Origin of the sequence: Gilliamella sp. App4-10 (assembly GCF_001690495.1) — a bacterium.
GTDB classification, from domain to species: domain Bacteria; phylum Pseudomonadota; class Gammaproteobacteria; order Enterobacterales; family Orbaceae; genus Gilliamella; species Gilliamella apicola_G.
In genome coordinates this window covers 26,757-45,654 of record NZ_LZGS01000027.1, presented here as the reverse complement: position 1 = coordinate 45,654, position 18,898 = coordinate 26,757, and the positions used below count along the sequence as shown (strand labels likewise).

18 protein-coding genes and 1 pseudogene are annotated in these 18,898 nt (G+C 35.9%); 3 read left to right on the top strand and 16 right to left on the bottom strand.

The features are described 5' to 3' along the window. Positions 1-615: 615 nt before the first annotated feature. From A9G23_RS04450 to A9G23_RS04435, 4 genes are all read right to left on the bottom strand, one after another. Positions 616-996 carry a hypothetical protein gene (locus tag A9G23_RS04450; protein WP_065586473.1) on the bottom strand — a complete coding sequence of 127 codons (381 nt, stop codon included), beginning with the start codon at positions 994-996 and terminating at the stop codon, positions 616-618. Positions 997-1,496: 500 nt separating this feature from the next. After that, positions 1,497-2,858, bottom strand: coding sequence for a tRNA uridine-5-carboxymethylaminomethyl(34) synthesis GTPase MnmE (gene mnmE, locus A9G23_RS04445; RefSeq protein ID WP_065586472.1), 1,362 nt, complete (start codon positions 2,856-2,858; stop codon positions 1,497-1,499). A 152-nt stretch (positions 2,859-3,010) separates the two neighbouring features. Further along, positions 3,011-3,595, bottom strand: coding sequence for a YdcF family protein (locus A9G23_RS04440; RefSeq protein ID WP_065586499.1), 585 nt, complete (start codon positions 3,593-3,595; stop codon positions 3,011-3,013). Positions 3,596-3,599: 4 nt separating this feature from the next. Beyond that, positions 3,600-4,169: a DNA-3-methyladenine glycosylase I gene (locus A9G23_RS04435; protein WP_065586471.1), complete on the bottom strand. Its 570-nt coding sequence runs from the start codon at positions 4,167-4,169 to the stop codon at positions 3,600-3,602. A 243-nt stretch (positions 4,170-4,412) separates the two neighbouring features. Here A9G23_RS04435 and A9G23_RS04430 point away from each other — a divergent pair, with 243 nt between their 5' ends. Continuing rightward, positions 4,413-5,765, top strand: coding sequence for an MFS transporter (locus A9G23_RS04430; protein ID WP_065586470.1), 1,353 nt, complete (start codon positions 4,413-4,415; stop codon positions 5,763-5,765). Between the two features lie 81 nt (positions 5,766-5,846). On the opposite strand, the gene gorA is transcribed toward A9G23_RS04430, so the two are convergent. The 11 genes and pseudogenes from gorA to ribH form a co-directional block, all read right to left on the bottom strand. Further along, the gene (gene gorA, locus A9G23_RS04425; RefSeq protein WP_065586469.1) at positions 5,847-7,199 is read right to left on the bottom strand and encodes a glutathione-disulfide reductase; all 1,353 of its coding nucleotides are present in this window, start codon (positions 7,197-7,199) and stop codon (positions 5,847-5,849) included. Between the two features lie 274 nt (positions 7,200-7,473). Continuing rightward, positions 7,474-8,898, bottom strand: a complete 1,425-nt coding sequence (gene hldE / locus A9G23_RS04420; protein WP_065586468.1) for a bifunctional D-glycero-beta-D-manno-heptose-7-phosphate kinase/D-glycero-beta-D-manno-heptose 1-phosphate adenylyltransferase HldE — start codon at positions 8,896-8,898, stop codon at positions 7,474-7,476. Between the two features lie 54 nt (positions 8,899-8,952). Then, positions 8,953-9,714 (bottom strand): twin-arginine translocase subunit TatC, encoded by a 762-nt coding sequence (gene tatC / locus A9G23_RS04415; RefSeq protein ID WP_065586467.1) that lies wholly within the window; start codon positions 9,712-9,714, stop codon positions 8,953-8,955. Between the two features lie 44 nt (positions 9,715-9,758). Beyond that, positions 9,759-10,052: pseudogene (gene tatB, locus A9G23_RS04410) on the bottom strand (Sec-independent protein translocase protein TatB); the annotation flags it as partial. Between the two features lie 3 nt (positions 10,053-10,055). Then, entirely contained in the window at positions 10,056-10,277 is a 222-nt protein-coding gene (gene tatA / locus A9G23_RS11885) for a twin-arginine translocase TatA/TatE family subunit (protein ID WP_442899764.1), read from the bottom strand. Positions 10,278-10,363: 86 nt separating this feature from the next. Further along, positions 10,364-11,908 carry a ubiquinone biosynthesis regulatory protein kinase UbiB gene (gene ubiB, locus A9G23_RS04400; RefSeq protein ID WP_065586465.1) on the bottom strand — a complete coding sequence of 515 codons (1,545 nt, stop codon included), beginning with the start codon at positions 11,906-11,908 and terminating at the stop codon, positions 10,364-10,366. A 14-nt stretch (positions 11,909-11,922) separates the two neighbouring features. Continuing rightward, positions 11,923-12,699, bottom strand: coding sequence for a bifunctional demethylmenaquinone methyltransferase/2-methoxy-6-polyprenyl-1,4-benzoquinol methylase UbiE (ubiE, locus tag A9G23_RS04395; protein WP_065586464.1), 777 nt, complete (start codon positions 12,697-12,699; stop codon positions 11,923-11,925). A 61-nt stretch (positions 12,700-12,760) separates the two neighbouring features. Then, complete coding sequence (gene nadR, locus A9G23_RS04390; RefSeq protein ID WP_065586463.1) at positions 12,761-13,696, bottom strand: multifunctional transcriptional regulator/nicotinamide-nucleotide adenylyltransferase/ribosylnicotinamide kinase NadR; 936 nt, start codon at positions 13,694-13,696, stop codon at positions 12,761-12,763. Between the two features lie 147 nt (positions 13,697-13,843). After that, a complete protein-coding gene (locus A9G23_RS04385) occupies positions 13,844-14,899 on the bottom strand; it encodes a TrmH family RNA methyltransferase (RefSeq protein WP_065586462.1) in 1,056 nt (351 codons plus the stop codon). Positions 14,900-14,920: 21 nt separating this feature from the next. Further along, the gene (gene nusB, locus A9G23_RS04380; protein ID WP_065586461.1) at positions 14,921-15,340 is read right to left on the bottom strand and encodes a transcription antitermination factor NusB; all 420 of its coding nucleotides are present in this window, start codon (positions 15,338-15,340) and stop codon (positions 14,921-14,923) included. Between the two features lie 4 nt (positions 15,341-15,344). Continuing rightward, positions 15,345-15,815, bottom strand: a complete 471-nt coding sequence (gene ribH, locus A9G23_RS04375) for a 6,7-dimethyl-8-ribityllumazine synthase (protein WP_065586460.1) — start codon at positions 15,813-15,815, stop codon at positions 15,345-15,347. A gap of 395 nt (positions 15,816-16,210) precedes the next feature. On the opposite strand from ribH, the gene lpcA reads away from it, so the two are divergent. Both lpcA and A9G23_RS04365 read left to right on the top strand, forming a co-directional pair. Next, positions 16,211-16,789 carry a D-sedoheptulose 7-phosphate isomerase gene (gene lpcA, locus A9G23_RS04370; RefSeq protein WP_065586459.1) on the top strand — a complete coding sequence of 193 codons (579 nt, stop codon included), beginning with the start codon at positions 16,211-16,213 and terminating at the stop codon, positions 16,787-16,789. 1 nt (position 16,790) lies between these two features. Further along, entirely contained in the window at positions 16,791-17,570 is a 780-nt protein-coding gene (locus tag A9G23_RS04365; RefSeq protein ID WP_065586458.1) for a class II glutamine amidotransferase, read from the top strand. A 386-nt stretch (positions 17,571-17,956) separates the two neighbouring features. Here the strand turns inward: A9G23_RS04365 and A9G23_RS04360 are convergent, their stop codons facing one another. Beyond that, positions 17,957-18,157 (bottom strand): hypothetical protein, encoded by a 201-nt coding sequence (locus A9G23_RS04360; RefSeq protein ID WP_065586457.1) that lies wholly within the window; start codon positions 18,155-18,157, stop codon positions 17,957-17,959. Positions 18,158-18,898 lie beyond the last annotated feature (741 nt).

Sequence of the window (18,898 nt, the reverse complement as noted above, 5' to 3'; positions counted from 1 at the left end):
ATTGGTTTGTAAACAGGATTACCTGTTTACTTTTGATCCTCGGTTGCCTTTGGATCTTCTAGTGTGACGCATACACTAATACTAGCCACATTAGTCATATTCGTGGTTATTTCACACTCTGCACAACTGGAGCCAATTCAGTAGACCCACTAACTCTCCCCTATATTCAAATCAAATTATAATCAGTGATCGTCAATAGACGGAAAGTTATCGCCGTAAGATTCGGATGCAGTAGATTGGGAAATATCTTCCCATATTCGTCTCACATATCAGCAAAAACTGAATTAGCTGACAAGGAAAAGCCAATAAGATCATCTAGTTTGTATGACTGATAATCTTGTTGGAGCAATGTAATAATCTACTTTACCGCCATCAAAGATGCCACTGTTAGGTATAACCGTACGGCATACTTGAACTACCTTCTGTGAGGCCTAACACCACCTTATATAGAAGTATAACAGATATTTAATATATCGTTACGTTTAACTATACGCTTATTTTTATCGGTAAACCAAACAGTTAAACGCTCTGTTGCACTTAACCTATTTCCTCATATCCATTATCATCGCCCCTGTAGCTATGTGAACTAATAATTGCATTTAACTCCTATCAAGTTTACTTGTTGGTTACCATCCAGCCAATATCAGCAAAATGCTCCCCCTTTGTATTAGATAACACTATTGGGTGTATAGGCGTTGATTTATTGCTTAATGATGTAATTTTTGTGCCGTTTGATAACCTGATGCCTAAAAAATTTTTCATTGCAGTAGTTTTGTTTCTACATTTATCAAACATTAAATACAGAGGACTGCCTTCAATGGCATTTTTGATAGCCGCTGATAACGCATGCATATTTAATGAATAGGACAACAGCAATAATGGCGCAAATAATAAAGAGACTTTAGATGATAATAACGAAGTTAAGGAATAGACGGTATTAAAAATACTCAAAAAACAAGGTTGCCAAAGCTGGTGATAGGTAATCTTATACGGCATAACATCCAACCTTCCGAGTAATATTTTTATAGTTATTAGCTTATAAGATAAGCTAAATTAATTTTTAATGGTTAATTTAAAAGTATAGCGTTTAAAACGAAATTAACTACCATTTTGATGTAAAATTTTGTAAATACGCCATCATTAGTACAAAAATAATGCAGAAAATTACGCTGTGTGTTTTATATTCAGTTGAGTCATGTTATTTAGCGCTTTATAGTGTCATTTCTACGTTAAATTATTAATCATTCTTCCGTTATCCTCCTGGCTAGCTCTAACTTACCCAAAAGATATAAATCTCATGCTTCTGTTTGATGAGTATTATTAATTCATTCAATATAGCCATTTTGATAAGACTTGCTGTATAACTCCCCATTTTTCAATTACCTTAAAATGTTTGATTAAGGTATATTTGTTCTCGATAATTAGCAAAAAGATATATCTGAGATTTAATTTGGCTTTGTTAAACAAAGCCTCAAAAATAGTAAATTTAGATTTACTTATTTACCAATACAAAATGAACTAAATATACGGCCTAATAAATCATCAGAGGTAAATTCTCCCGTAATTTCGCTCAGGGCTTCTTGTGCTAGTCTTAGCTCTTCAGCTAGCAGTTCGCCAGCATGGAAAGTAATGAGTTGGTACTTACCATTATTTAAGTGTTCTGCTGCTTTTTCTAGTGCTTGCAGATGACGGCGACGTGCTAAAAATCCACCTTCAGTGCTACTGGTAAAGCCCATGACTTGTTTAAGATGATCACGTAATAAAGCAATTCCCTCTCCTGTTCGTGCTGAAAGCTGAATCAGTGAGTAGCCGTTTACTTCACTGTATCCTAGTGCTTCGCCAGTTAAATCGGCTTTGTTGCGGATGACGGTGACGGGCATATTTTTAGGCAAGCGTTCAATAAATTCTGGCCATAGTTTTTCTGGATTGGTTTCTGTTGTCGTTGTGCTGTCGACCATAAATAATACACGATCAGCTTGCTCTATTTCTTGCCAAGCGCGTTCAATGCCAATGCGTTCCACTTCGTCACTGGCTTCACGTAAACCTGCGGTATCAATAATATGCAGCGGCATACCATCAATGTGAATATGTTCGCGTAGCACGTCTCGAGTTGTGCCGGCGATATCGGTCACAATGGCGGCATCACGCCCTGCCAGTGCATTAAGTAGGCTTGATTTACCGGCATTAGGCCGTCCTGCTATAACGACTTTCATGCCTTCTCGTAATAGCGTTCCTTGTTTCGCTTCTTGCCGTACTTCGCTTAAGCGAGTAATGACTTCGTTTAGTTGTGCTTCAATTTTACCGTCTGATAGAAAGTCAATCTCTTCTTCGGGGAAATCAATTGCTGCTTCGGTAAAAATGCGTAAATGGATTAATGACTCAACCAGTGCATTTACTTTTTTAGAAAATACACCTTGTAAGGATGATATTGCTGATTTTGCTGCCTGTTCTGAACTAGCATCAATTAAATCAGCAATCGCTTCGGCTTGAGCAAGATCTAGTTTATCATTTAAAAATGCCCGTTCTGAAAATTCACCTGGGCGAGCAATACGGACATGCGGCACTTCAAGAACACGTTTTAAGAGTAAATCTAAAATAATCGGTCCACCATGTCCTTGTAGTTCAAGCACATCTTCGCCAGTAAATGAATGAGGATTTGGGAAGAATAAAGCAATGCCCTCATCTAAGGTTGAACCATCTGAGGCTAAAAAAGGCAAATAATCAGCATGACGAGGCTTAGGCAATTTGCCTAATACAGCTTGAGCAACAGCCTGAACCTTTGGCCCTGAAATACGTAAAATACCGACCCCACCACGACCAGGTGGGGTTGCTTGCGCGACAATAGTATCTGAATTCATATGTATCAATTTCTAAATTAAACAGCAATACATCATAATACCATGGACAAGACGCAAAAACAGCTGTTGCTTATTTAGCTAATCATACAAAGATATGTCATTTTAAAAATCAAGCGGTTTAAATGAATAGTCAAAAAAGGTTCTGTCTAAATCTAATTTTTAGGATGATCAAATAACCACGAATTAGCTAATGCTAAAGGCTCTCTTATCATTGCGATATATTTATCAAAATTAGAAAAACGCAATGGCGCCGATAATCCCGATACATCCGTCACCCCTGAACGTTGAGCTAGCATTACCGAGCGTAATAAATGAAAATCATTAGTAACAACAACCGTTTTCCCTAAAGGCAATACCACATTGGCATATATAAATTGTTGGGCTGTTCGGGTTGATTTGTCTTCAATATAGATTCGCGAAGCGTCTATTCCTTGGTTTACCAAGTAATTAAACATCACGCTAGCTTCAGTGGCTGATTCGTCTTTGCCTTGTCCACCACAAACAACAGCTTTCGTATTGGGATTATTTTGCAAATAAGTGGCAGCTACATCTAAGCGAATTTGTAAGGTTAAAGGCGCCATTGCTGGCGTGCCAACAACTTGTGAACCCAACACAACTAGTGTATCAGCGTTATTAATGGGCTTTTGTTGAGCATAGATAAAAATAATAATATTACAAACAATAAAATAACCTAAAATGGCGATAACAGCATAATTGAATAATTTTAAAATTATCATTAAATCAATATCCTTTTTTAAAGCAATCGTCAAAATGGTCATTGATTAGTCCCATTGATTGCATAAATGCATAACAAATCGTTGAGCCAACAAAACTAAAGCCCCTCTTTTTTAATGCCTTTGACATCTGGTCAGATAGTTCGGTGCTCACGGGGACTTCACTCTTGTCTTTATAGTGGTTAATCATCGGCTTACCCCCAACAAAAGACCAAATAAATTGTGAAAAATCTTCGTTATTTTTTTGCATTAATAAATACGCTTGAGCATTTTTGATTATACTATTGAGCTTGAGACGGTTACGGATTAATCCTTTGTTTTCCATAAATAATTCAATGTCTTCTTCGGTCAATTGAACAATTTTTTCAGGATTAAAATCAAAAAAACAACGGCAATATTCTTGCCGTTTTTTTAGTACAGTGATCCACGATAAACCGGCTTGTTGTCCTTCTAAACAAATTTTTTCAAATAGTTTAAGGCTATCATATTGGGCTATGCCCCATTCGTTGTCATGATAATCGATATACAGCGGATCATTTGTTACCCAACCGCAACGCTTTACTTTTTGGTCTATCATTAAATCATCCTTATTGTATTAACCACCATGATATGGTAAATGGCGATATTTTTATCCAATAAAATATAAATATATTAAGATTATAATTCAAATAGACAGTTTAATGTCATTCATTAAATTTTTTTATGATGGAAAAAAAGGCATCTTTTTGTGGCAGAATGAGGATTCTTTATAAGATTTGGTCAAAAAAATAAATTTTCTTGATTTGCTATATCAATTTAACAATGAAAATAAGGTTAGTTCATGAATCAGTCTGAAATCAATGCTCAGTGGCAACCCACTGCACGACCATTAAATAGTAAAGATTTAAAAACGTTAGTGTTGTCTTCTTTAGGCGGTACATTAGAGTTCTATGATTTTGTTATCTATGCACTTTACATTGATACCATCGTCAAACCACTCTTTTTACCCCATTCGTTATCGCCTTTGACATTAGATCTGTTTGCTTGGGGGATTTTCGCTGCTGGTTATTTGGTGCGCCCTATTGGTGGCATTATTATGGCTCACTTTGGCGATAAAGTTGGCCGTAAAAAGATGTTTACTTTAAGTGTTGCCTTGATGGCACTACCAACCTTTATCATTGGTATTTTGCCTACTTACGAAATGATTGGTATTTTTGCGCCATTGTTACTTTTGGTCATGCGTATGTTGCAAGGAGCCGCTATTGGCGGTGAAATGCCTGGCGCTTGGGTATTTATTGCTGAACATGTACCAAAGCAGCGTTATGGACTCGGCGTTGGCACATTAACTTCGGGTATTACTGGTGGGATTTTGCTTGGTTTTATTGTCACGATTATTATCGATCTTTGTTTTACGACACAAAATATTTTAGATTACGCTTGGCGTATTCCCTTCATTATTGGGGGAATTTTTGGGATTATTTCAGTTTATTTACGCCGTTTTCTTTCTGAAACACCTATTTTTAAAGAATTAGCTGCTCGTAAAGCAATTGAGAAAAATATCCCAGTTGTTACTGTACTTCAAAAACACAAAACAGCCTGTTTGATTGTTGCATTATTAACTTGGTCATTATCCACAGCAATTATGGTGGGAATTTTAATTACGCCTGGCCGTATTGTGGGCGGAATGTATCATTTTGCTAACCTTGATTGGCGGATCGGTGGTTGTATTGCGGCTTTAACCTTAACATTAGGTTGTGTTATTTTTGGATGGTTGGATGATAAACTTGGCTCAACAAAAACCGTAATGATTTGCTGGGGAGGTCTTACTGTTTCTAGTCTCTATTTTTATAGTTCTTTATCACCTGATATGTCAATCACCAAGCTTTATTTGATTTGGGCTGTGTTTGGGCTTTTTATCGGCTCTGTTGTCATGACACCAATTATTGGAACAAGGACATTTCCACCAGCAATCCGCTATTCAGGTTTGTCTTTTTCTTATAATTTAGCTTATGCGTTATTTAGTGCTATTACGCCAACGTTAACGATTTATCTATTAAGTCCTGAACATTTATTAGGGAAATATAGTTATCTGGGTGCGGGTATCTATATCTCTTTTGTGGCACTAATTGCAATTGGAGTGGGTTTCTATCCTTTAGCAAAAAAGGGCTGGAGCAGTAATTCAACTAATCATTAACAGTAAGATTTCTTTTGCAATAAAAAGCAGAGAACTCCTCTGCTTTTTTATTTAACTTAGTGCTATACAGTAGCTGCCATATTAACGCATAGTAACAAACTCTTCAGCAGCAGTTGGGTGAATTGCAACGGTGTTATCAAAATCCTTTTTCGTTGCACCCATTTTTAGTGCTACGGCAAAGCCTTGTAACATTTCGTCCATCCCATATCCAATACCATGAATACCAACAATTTTTTCATCTTTACCGGCGCACACTAGCTTCATACGACATGGTTGACGATGTTGTGTAACTGCGGTATACATGGCCGTAAAAGTGGATTTATAGACTTTGACGTTTTCTTGACCATATTGCTGTATCGCTTCTGGCTCCGTCAACCCTACTGTTCCAATTGCTGGATGGGTGAAGACAACGGTTGGAATATTACTATAATCTAAATGTTCATCAGGCTTATTGTTAAAAAGCCTTTCTGATAAGCGACGACCAGCAGCAACCGCAACCGGCGTTAATGCCATGGCACCTGTATCATCACCGACAGAATAAATACCCCGTACATTGGTATTTTGATATTTATCCACTATCACAAAGCCTTTATTATCAATTTCAATTCCTGCTGCCTGTAAATTCATGTCATTTGTAGCTGGTTCACGACCTATTGCCCAAATTAAACAATCGACTGTATAACTTTCACCATTTTCAAGGATTAATGTTAAAGAATTGTCACTATTTTTTGTAACAGATTGCGGAATCGCAAAGGTATGTAATTGTTGCCCTTCAGTAGTAATAACCTCCATCAAGGTTTCAACAATAAGTGGATCAAAAGATCGTAGTGGTGTAGCATTGCGAACAAATTGATGAGTTTGCGCGCCAAGTGCATGTAATACACTTGCGATTTCGCAAGCAATATAACCAGCGCCAACAACCGCCACACGCTTAGGTAAGGCTTTTAGTGCAAAGAAACCATCAGATGTAATACCATATTGCGCACCAGGGATATTCGGAATCGTTGGTTTACCCCCGACAGCTATCAGAATATGATCGGCACTATAATGTTCGCCATTTACCTCAACGGTATGAGAGTCAACAAACTTAGCATATCCATGAATCACATCAACTTTATTATTATTGAGAATTCGATCATACGATTGATGGATTCGATCAATATAAGCAGTTCGGCTAGCAATTAATTTATCCCAATTGAATTGATTCATGGTGGTATCAAAACCGTAATCGGGGCCATAGTGATTAATCGCTTCAGCAATTTGTGCACCATACCACATGACTTTTTTAGGCACACACCCAACATTTACACAGGTTCCGCCTAATAATTTTGCCTCAATAATAGCACATTTTTTTCCATAGGATGCAGCTCGGTTAACTGATGCTATCCCACCACTACCGCCACCAATAGCAATATAATCATAATGTTTGGTCATAAAATATCCTTAATACTCATTTTCATAATTTGGTTATTAGCTTTGCATAAAGCGCATAATAAAAAAAGTATTAATTTTGAAATTTAATAATAGTTATTAACGATTGATCATACTAATCATTATTAACGTTCTATATTATTAAGAGACTTGATGAAAATGGTGACCAATTTTTATATTAAGTTATGTTTAAAACAAGATAATAGCTAATTGAAGTTATAGAAGCTTGAGAAACAATCGGTTACTTACCGAAGTAGCCGATTTTATCTACTACAATTTAGCGATTTTTTATTGCATTAATAATGTTAGTCGTGGAACAGCCATCTTCAAAGTTAAGCACTTTAACACTACCGCCAGCAGCGATAACTTCTTTTCCCCCAGCAATATCTTCGGGTTTATAATCGCCACCTTTGACTAAGACATCGGGCAAGACGCTAGCAATTAATCGTTGAGGGGTTTCTTCTTCAAATGGAACAACCCAGTCAACTGAATCAAGCGCTCCCAGTACAATCATTCGTTGCATTAACGGGTTAATCGGTCGGGATTCGCCCTTTAACTGTTTAACCGAGGTATCACTGTTCACAGCAACAATTAAACGATCCCCTAGTTTACGCGCATTAGCAAGGTAAGAAACATGACCCGCATGTAAGATATCAAAGCAACCATTGGTCATAACAATTTTTTCACCACGCATGCGCGCCTTTTGTACTTCTTCTTTGAGTTCCTCTTCTGTCATTACCCCAAAACCGTCATCGGCACGGGCTCGAATAGCATTACTTAGCTCGACTTGCGAAACCGTTGATGTACCCAGTTTACCAACAACAACACCGGCTGCGGCATTGGCTAAAAAACAGCTCTCTTCTAAAGATTGCCCCGCTGCTAACGCCGCTGCTAAGGTGGCAATTACAGTATCGCCAGCACCAGTCACATCAAACACTTCTTTGGCTTGAGTCGGTAGATGATAGATCGGTTTATCTAATTGGAGTAACGTCATGCCTTTTTCACTTCGTGTTACTAAAAGTGCTTTTAGATCGTACTGTTTAATCAGCTGGTAACCTTTCTCTACGATATCTTCTTCGCTTTGACAATGGCCGACTACGGCTTCAAACTCTGACATATTAGGTGTTAGGATTGTTGCTCCACGATAACGTTCAAAATCCGTACCTTTGGGATCAACTAAAATCGGTACATTGGCTTGATTGGCAAGCTTAATCATTGCTTGAACTGCTGATAATGCCCCCTTAGCATAATCTGACAGAACTAACACTTTATGGGTTGTTAATGCAGTTTGAATGCGCTCAAGAATAGGCGTTGCATCAATATTACCAAATCCTTCTTCAAAATCGATACGAATCAATTGTTGATTGCGTGATAGAACTCGTAATTTGGTGATGGTTGGGTGCGTTGAAACGGATACAAAATCACAGTGAACTTTATGTTTACTGAGTTGTTCATCAAGAATTTTTGCAGGTTCATCAATGCCTGTTAAGCCAATAAGTCGTGCATTACCACAAAGTGAAGTAATATTCATGGCAACATTGGCAGCGCCGCCTGGGCGTTCTTCTAAAGAGTCGATTTTAACAACTGGCACTGGTGCTTCAGGCGATATTCGATTAGTTCCCCCATACCAATAGCGATCTAACATAATATCGCCCACAACTAATACATTGGCACAATTAAAATCAGGTAATGATGTATTCATTATGACTCTTTATCCTTACTTGTTCTGTTTAATTCATTGGTTATCTGTTTATGTCTATTGTTCAGATTCTTGGCTATCGTCTTCTATATTGTCATTATTACGTGGTTGATAAAAACGGGCAAAGAAAGTCCCTATTTCAAATAATAAACAGATAGGTACAGCCAATAATATTTGCGAAAATACATCTGGAGGTGTTACAAACATCGCGACAGCAAATACCCCAACAATAATATATGGGCGTTTTTTTCGTAGACTTTTAGGCGTCGTTATTCCTGTCCAACAAAGCAAAATAATAGCGACTGGAACTTCAAAAGCAAAACCAAATACCACAAAAAGTGTCATAACAAAATCAAGATACTTTGTGATGTCAGTATTAATAGCCACATCAACCGGCGCTGTATGAATAAAAAAGTAAAACGCGAGTGGAAACACCACAAAATAAGCAAAGGCGATACCAAGATAAAAAAGAATCGTGCTTGATATAATTAGTGGCATCACCAAACGTCTTTCATGTTGGTACAATGCTGGTGCGATAAATCCCCAAATTTGGTACAGTACATACGGAATTGAAATAAATATCGCCACCACGGTTGTTAGCTTAATTGGCGTAAAAAATGGGGCTGCAATATCGGTTGCTATCATGCTACTACCTTGAGGTAATTGGCTGATAAGTGGATTTGCTACAATGTAATAAATATCATTGGAAAAATAGAGTAAACAAGCTAATACCAACAAGATGCAGATAATGCAACGTAGTAATCGTGTTCTGAGTTCAACAAGATGACCAATTAATGGTTGAGTAGCGTCGTCTGTCATGGTTTATTTTTATCTGTGTCAATTTGGGGATTGATTTGCGTTGTAGAGTCGATTTCATTTTTTAAGGATTCTGTTACGCGCTTTAAATCATCGATAGATTCTTGAATTTCTGGCGTAAGTGTTGTTAAACCACTTTGTTCAGCCTTTTTTAAACTATCTTGTAATTCTTGTAGTTTAAGTTCTTTATTTAACTCTAACTGTACAGTGGCTGACATGCGACGTAACACCTTTATCCATCCTGCAACTGCTTTTATCGCAACAGGTAATCGTTCTGGCCCTAACACCACCAGACCAATAATTAATACTAATAGTAATTGCCCAAAGCTGATATCGAACACAGTTTACTCTTTTTTGTTGTGATTATTAGAATCAGATGAGTCGATATTCTCGACTTTTTGTGAATTATCAAACTCTTTTTTACCGTCATTGTCATCATCACTCATGGCTTTTTTAAAGCCTTTAATTGATGCGCCAAGATCAGAGCCCAATGAACGTAATTTTTTCGTTCCAAATAACAATACAACAACAGCAATTAATATGAGGAGTTGAGGCAAGCTTGGCATCATGATAATTATCTCCTATGGGGTTAATAGCTAAATTATACACGCAAATTATAATATTCCAAAATAACTAGCTTAGAGCGATATCTTTAATGAACAAACAGTATTATAATACATAAAGTACAAAACAACCCAAGCATCCCGTATAGATTTCGTTCACGCCTTTTACTACGTTGTAATTCTTGATTGATTTGTTTTAATTGAACATTCATCTGTTTGGTTATTCGCTCATAGTTATTTAATTTTTCTGGTAACTGTGGCAACATGGTTCGCCACTCTGGTAACGATTCCCAAGCTTGTTGCAGAATTTTTTTAGCACTATATTTATCTTTATACCACTTTTCTAAAAACGGCTTTGCTGTTTGCCATAAATCAAGTTCGGGGTAAAGCTGGCGTCCAAGCCCTTCAATATAAAATAACGTTTTTTCAAGAAGAGTTAATTGGGGTTGAATATCCATTTCAAATTGACGCGCCACTTGAAATAATTGCAGTAAAATCTGTGAAAATGAGATCTCAGCAAGAGGTTTTGCAAATGCTAGTTCACAAACATTGCGCATCGCCATTTCAAGCGCTATAACATCAGTCGTTGCTGGTACCCAGCCTGAAGCGATATAGGTTTCGGCTATTTTTCGATAATCTCGATTAAAAAAGGCCAAGAAATTTTCAGCAAGGTAGCGTTGATCATCATCACTCAATATGCCAACAATGGCACAATCAATTCCAATATAACGTGGATTTTGTGGATCGGTAATATCGACAAAAATATTACCCGGATGCATATCAGCATGAAAAAAGTTATCACGAAATACCTGAGTAAAAAAGGCTTGTACACCTCGTTCTGCAAGTAATTTCATATTGACATTATTCTGCTTGAGCTGGTCGATATTTGCAATAGAAACTCCTTTAATACGCTCTTCAACCATCACGTTTTTTCGGCACAGTTCTTGATAAACATAAGGGATATATAACGTATCGCTATTGATAAAATTATCACGCAATCTAATGGTATTGTAAGCCTCTTTTTGTAAATCTAATTCTTTTAATAGTGTCATTTCATAATCATACACTATTTCAACAGCTCGCAATTTTTCGCCTGATTTGATACGTTTAGTAAATTGTTTAGCTACCCAATACATCACCGCGATATCAGCTTGAATAACCGGTAAAATATTAGGGCGTAAAACTTTGATAACAACCTCGGCTTGGCTACGTTTTAATACTGCGGTATGAACCTGTGCAATTGATGCTGATGCTAGTGGTGTTTCGTCAAAATCAGCAAAATAATAATCAATAGGTTGCCCTAAAGCTGTTTCAATCAATTGTTTAGCAATGTTACCGTCAAAAGGAATAACTTGGTCTTGTAATTTAGCTAAAGCATCAGCTATGTGTTTTGGCAAAACATCACGCCGAGTTGAAATCATTTGTCCAAGCTTTATCCAAACCGGACCTAATTCTTGTAGTGCTTGTTGTAAGCGCTCACCAACTTCTTGCTGTTTCGCTTTAGGTCTAACCCAAAACAAGCAAAACAATAAAGTACGCAGCCATTTTGACAAACGATATTTTGTCGGCAATAGTTCATTTAATTGATAGGCTCGAAATACGGTTAATATTTTATACAGTCTAAAAAATGTCATTATTATTTATCACATCAAAATTTAAAGCCAGTATGTAATGCAACAATGCCACCAGTCATATTGTGATATTTCACATCAACAAAACCAGCATCTTCCATCATTTTTTTCAATGTATTTTGATCGGGATGCATGCGAATTGATTCGGCTAAATAACGATAACTTTCAGAATCATTTGCCACAATTTTGCCCATTAATGGTAGCATGGTAAATGAATACAGATCATACGCTTTATTTAGAATTTGATATTGAGGTTTAGAAAACTCAAGAATCAATAAACGTCCACCAGGTTTCAATACCCGCCACATAGAACGTAAGGCCTTTTCTTTATCAGTGACATTGCGTAAACCAAATGAAATTGTTATACAATCAAAATAGTTGTCAGCAAAAGGTAATTCTTCAGCATTGGCTTGTACATATTCGATATTTTTAAATAATCCTTTGTCACGCAGTTTATCCCGCCCAACTTTTAACATCGATTCGTTAATATCAGCTAAAACAACTAATCCATTATCACCAACAAGTTGCGAAAATTTTGCCGTTAAGTCACCAGTGCCCCCAGCCAGATCTAAAACTTTTTGTCCTGTACGCACACTGCTATATTCAATGGCAATTCTTTTCCAAATTCGATGGATACCAAATGACATGAGATCATTCATGACATCATATTTATCAGCAACCGAGTTAAATACTTCAGCGACACGTTTTACTTTTTCTTGTTTTGGAACTTGCATGTAACCAAAATCAATTTTTTCTTGATTTGTATTGTCTTGTTTATCAGAAGATTGAGACATAAAATTTACCTATCACAAAGATTTACCTTATTTTAGCATAAGCCACAATAAATGTGATGAACTAAATCAATAATGCTTCAACCTTCTTGGAGACTGTTTCAAAATAGTCCAGTTGTGAAAATTGTGAGTTTAAATCTTTTTCGTGAATAACTAAATCAAAATGGTAACTGTCTTTAAAGGCTTTTAAAACATCATTATCTTTTTGGAAGATTTGATTGTAATAGTGCGCTAGTGTTTCAAAATCAATTGAGGTAAAAACAAGCTTATTAGCGGTTTCAACGGCCTTTGAAACTCGTTCAACATGTAACATCGCAATTTTAATGTAATCAGTTTCACTCAAATAGCGTTTATTATGATGAGTTGATATTTCGCGCTCAATATAATTAATATAACCATTAGACACGTATTGAGTATTATAAATATTAGCCAGCTGAATAGGTAAGTCACAAAATCTCCCTTGACCAATAATAGCTACTTTTTTAACAAAAAAAGGTTTTGCTGCTTGTGCAATAAAAGACCAGTTTTTATAAGGATTTTCACGAATTTGTGTCGCGCTAATATTCATAAAATCTCGATTAGCATCGACAATGACTACTGGACAGCCAAAATAGAATTCATGGTTTTTGACATCTTGCGGCTCACTAGTAAATACTACATTGGGTTTAATTTTATGTGAAGAAAGAATCTGTTTAACACGATAGCTCCAATCTTGCCAACCATTCGGATAAAATTCAATACCCGCTTCATCAAGTACATGGATATGAATATTGTGGCGATCTTTAAACGTCTCTTTTAACCACGAAAAACGGTCGCTGACTTGAGGTTGTTTTGGTAAATGGCTTTTATTAAAAAGTTGCTTATCGCGTGTTGCTTCACAACCAAGAAGAATATGTAATTCATCAACTTGGCTCATGGCTTTTTCAATCAAATAAATATGACCACAATGTAAAGGATAAAACTTCCCGAAAATTAAACCAACTTTATGCTTAAAAGCCATGACCATTACCAAAACACAAGAAATTAATAATAATTTACAGAAAAAAAAAGCAATTTCTAATCAAATTATGCTATTTGATATATTTTATCAACTGGTAAAATAACTATTATTATATAATCAACTGATATTAAATAAAAAAATATGCCTTTATTTTTGTAAGTTAGACAATAAAATCCCCGTTGCGACCGAAATATTTAAAGCGGGCATGTTATCATTGCCTTTTAAATGCACAACAACGCTAGCAGAATTGATGAGTTTCATATTAATTTGTTGAAATATGACTAACGCAACTTTTTTATTAAAACGAATTTTATGTAGTTCACTTGATGCAATAGACTTTGCCTGACAAGGTAATAGTGCAACAACTTGGTAACCACGTTGTTTAAGCATATCGAGTGAAGCAACAAAATCATCACTTTTAATTGATTCAATAGCCTCAATACCACCTTCTGCTACGCGCATAGCGGCACCACTATCGAGTAAATTTGTTTGACGTAACATCACACCATTTATCCCATAAAAAGCGGCACTACGAATTAATCCCCCTAGATTATGTGGATTATTGACATCGTCAATTACTAAAACACGATCATGCTCTTTATCACTATTGTCATCTAAATAATCTAATAATGTGAGTGGAACACGCTTTTTAACAATTAAACAGACGCCACCATGGTGTTGAGTTTGGGTTATTTTACTAATTTGTTCACTAGAGACAACATCATAACCTAACCGTTGTTTAACTAACCAGTCAATTAAATCTTTAAAAAGATAAGCCATCTCTTGAGTAATAAATAATTTGACAATCGCTGCACGCCGATGTTTGAAAACAGCCCTACAACTATTTTCACTATAAACTAAAGTTTCTTCTTTCCGTTGACGATATCCGTCATAACCAAATGTAGGTGTTTGTTCATTAGTGCGAACTTTTTTTTTCCATGGTGAATCGTTATCGATGAAAGATTGAGATTGATTAAATTCAACACTAAACTTATTTTTTATAAAATTAGATTTATCATTTCGAGGTTTGAAAGTTTCAATACGATCTTGACGATCGCGTTTGGGTTTCGACTGAAATGAATCATCTTTACGCTTACCCTTCCATCCGGTAGATTTTTCTGTAGCTGAGCGAGAATGTTTCTTAGGTTCACTATTTTTGGCATAAAAAATAGTGGGTTTGCTTTTTTCGTTATTGTCGTTCATATCAATCTCATAATTAATCGGTTATCGCGTACGAATGGTTGGGGCTATTTTATCTAATACACCATTAACAAATTTATGGCTGTCAGCGGCACCAAATGTTTTAGTTAACTCAATAGCTTCATTAATGACTACTTTATAAGGTACATCTTGACGTTTCATTAATTCATATAATGCGATTCTTAGTACCGCTAATTCAATTTGTCCTAATTCATCAACAGAGCGTTCAGTGAGATAAGGCGCCATTTTATCATCTAAATCGGCGGTATTTTTTGCTACCCCATTTAATAATTCACGAAAATACTTAGTATCAACGCCTTTCATATCTTCTTCTGCAATAAAACTTGTCTCAACATCAGCAAGATCGTTTCTGGAAACTTGCCACGAGTAAATGGCTTGTACCGCACATTCTCTTGCTCGACGACGAGGATTAACTAATGCCACTAAATTACTCCTTAATTGCTTTAATAATATTTAGCATTTCCAGCGCAGTTAATGCGGCTTCAGCACCTTTATTGCCGGCCTTAGTACCTGCACGTTCAATAGCTTGTTCTATACTTTCGGTGGTTAAAATACCAAATCCAACTGGAATGGTGTTATCTAGGCTTGCACTTAATAAGCCAGAACTTGATTCACCTGCTACAAAATCAAAATGCGCCGTACTTCCCCGAATGACGGTACCTAACGCCACAATTGCATCATATTTTTTCGACTGTGCTGCAACTTTTGCGGCAAGTGGAATTTCATAAGCACCAGGAACCCAGATAACCGTGATATTTTTATCGTCAACTTGTCCAATACGTGTTAATGCATCAATTGCACCATTTACTAGACTATCATTAATAAAATGATTAAAACGTGCCACCACAATTGCAACTTTCGCCTTTGGCGCAGCCACTTTACCTTCAATTGTTTGCATATTAATTCCTTATCAATTCTATTATGAATGTCATTTCACTCTTTTTTAAGTGAAAAAATACTTAATAAATTGTATCACGAAAGAAAAACTTATCCTATTGGCAAATAACGTTACGGCCAAGTTCTATTCAAGATATTGTTTAAAATAAATGCAAAGAATTTTACTATTGCAAATGTATTATTTGTTAATTTTAAAATTAATTTAAATTTTATCTTTATTTCAACCGTCATTATTAGCAGTAATCTTAATTTATTTTTAATTCAATGCTTATTTTTATACTTAATGGCATATTTTCCTGAAAATTTTTATTAAGATAGGGAATTTTATTTTTATCACTTGCAAGCTATTTTGAACAAATTACAATAGTAGATAAATTTATTGATGGAGAAATATCCGTGTACATTGACAATATTCGTAATGAATTAAACCAAGCTATCGACGTATTAACTAATTTTGTTTCAGATGATAAAAACCTGCAACAAATTCAACAAGCCGCAATCTTAATTGCTAATTCGTTTAAACAAGGTGGCAAAGTGTTATCATGCGGTAATGGTGGATCTCATTGCGATGCTATGCATTTTGCTGAGGAGCTAACCGGCCGCTTTCGTGATAATCGCCCTGCTTACCCAGCTATTGCCATATCAGATGTCAGTCATATTTCATGTGTTGGTAATGATTTTGGATTTGATTCCATTTTTTCACGTTATGTAGAAGGTGTCGGGCAAAAAGGTGATGTGCTTTTAGGAATTTCAACTTCAGGAAATTCAACCAACGTATTTAAAGCAATTGAAGTAGCAAAGCAAAAAGGCATGAAAATCATTACATTAACTGGTAAAGATGGCGGTAAAATGAATGGACTTGCCGATGTTGATATCCGTGTTCCACATTTTGGCTATGCCGATCGCGTACAAGAAATCCATATCAAAGTGATCCATATACTTATTTTGCTAATTGAAAAAGAAATGGCCAAATAATATGTGTGAATTATTGGGTATGAGTGCTAATGTGCCAACCGATATTTGCTTTAGTTTTACTAGTTTAATTAAACGGGGTGGGGACAAAGGTCCTCACAAAGATGGTTGGGGAATTACTTTTTATGAAGGAAAAGGCTGCCGGACATTTAAAGATCCCGAACCTTGCAGCTATTCACCTATTGCTACAATGGTGAAAGAATATCCCATCAAATCTAAAGCCGTAATTGCCCATATTCGCCAAGCTAATCGAGGCGGGGTCGCCTTAGAAAATACCCATCCATTTACCCGAGAACTATGGGGAAAGAACTGGACTTTTGCTCATAATGGGCAATTAACTGATTACCAACATTTAGATACAGGGCTATTTCAACCTATTGGTGAAACTGATAGCGAATATGCTTTCTGTTACTTAATAAATCAACTACATCAAAAGTATTCGCAAAAACCGACCAATGATCTTGAGCTGTTTAATTTTATTCAACAATGTGCCAATCAGTTAAGCCAACTTGGTATATTTAATATGCTTCTGTCTGATGGGCAATATGTGTTTGCCTACTGCTCAACCAATTTACATTGGATAACCCGTAAAGCGCCATTTGGCAAAGCAAAATTGCTGGATGAAGATATCGAAATTGATTTTCAACAACATACAACACCAAATGATGTTGTTACCATTATTTCTACATTACCATTAACCTCGAATGAAACATGGCATAAACTTAATACTAACGAGGCTATTTTATTTAAAGGTGGTGAAATTAGCCAATCTTCCTCATTTTAATGTGTGGCATTGGTGGCTCATTTTTAAATTGATATTGTAGATAACTTAAAGTTAATATTCCAATTCTGGTCAGCACTATCTATGGCAGGCGTGGAAAATTAATTTGCATGGCAATTCATAATAGCCAGCACCGGTATAACTAATAAATTCTCACTAGCGCAAGCCCTAAACGACTAAATCCCATATGACTCCCCTCCCTTTACCTTGAGATTACTCAGTACTGTCAATAAAGTTTCACGACCGGGTTCAGAATAATTGCCTCTAAATAAAATAGCTCAATCAGTGATAATAGTACTATGAGTTTTGATATAAAAACCATGATAATAAAAGCGCATGACATTAAAAATAGACCAAATTTAAGGCGTTGATCTAAACTAAAATATTTCTTAATCCAACGAGCGAGTGGGCAAAGCAGTATAAGTTAAAATACCGGCTTGAATAGCATAATGCATCCATTTTACATAACTTGGACTACCTATTACGCTTGTGATTGTTAATGGTAATATCAACTTAAATTGCGCCCATAGTACATAATAACTGGTTAACGTAAGCACATAGCATGTAATTTTTTTGTCTTTTACAACCATTTTCACGCCATTAATAATAGAAGCTTTGGCAATGGTAATACAGGAAGCCGAGAGAAAGAAAATATTAACAATCCCACATAAGAAAAAAGTACAAGCGAAACACCAACACACTAAAGGGAAGTCATAATCAATTAAAATTCCCCCCCAATAATAGTGCTAATCACAGCTACTGCATTATCTTATATCACTAGTAGTGATATAAACATGACTAACAAAGTGGGGGTAAAACAAACGGAAATATTTGCCGACCTACTTTACGAATTTGGAATGGTATTGATATTTATTTAACTCTTTGCGCTAAATAACTTTGATAATTAGGTATTTCGTATTAATCTCTTGCGTAAAAATAGAAGAGTGTATCAATGATGGGCTGTTGCTTGATGAGTGGCAACAAGGATATTCCAAACCATCGATAGTCGTAACAGTGCTTTAACTTCATAGAATGAGGTACTGCATTAAGATAACCCCACAAAAAGATTAAGATATCAATTTTACCTTCTGCAATTGATGCACTAATTTGTTAAGCACCCCTCATAGGATCACTTAACATTGGAGTGATAATTTGTCGAATCTCTTTTTTTATTTATTTCATTGCGCTACATAAATTATGACAAGAAATCGCTTCACGATTTTTTACACCAATTGAATAAAAATTCTTTCAAGTGATCGTTAACATCTAAGGCAATATTTTTTAGCCAATAATTTACTGCGTTGTATAAAGCTTCATTGTTATCATAATTT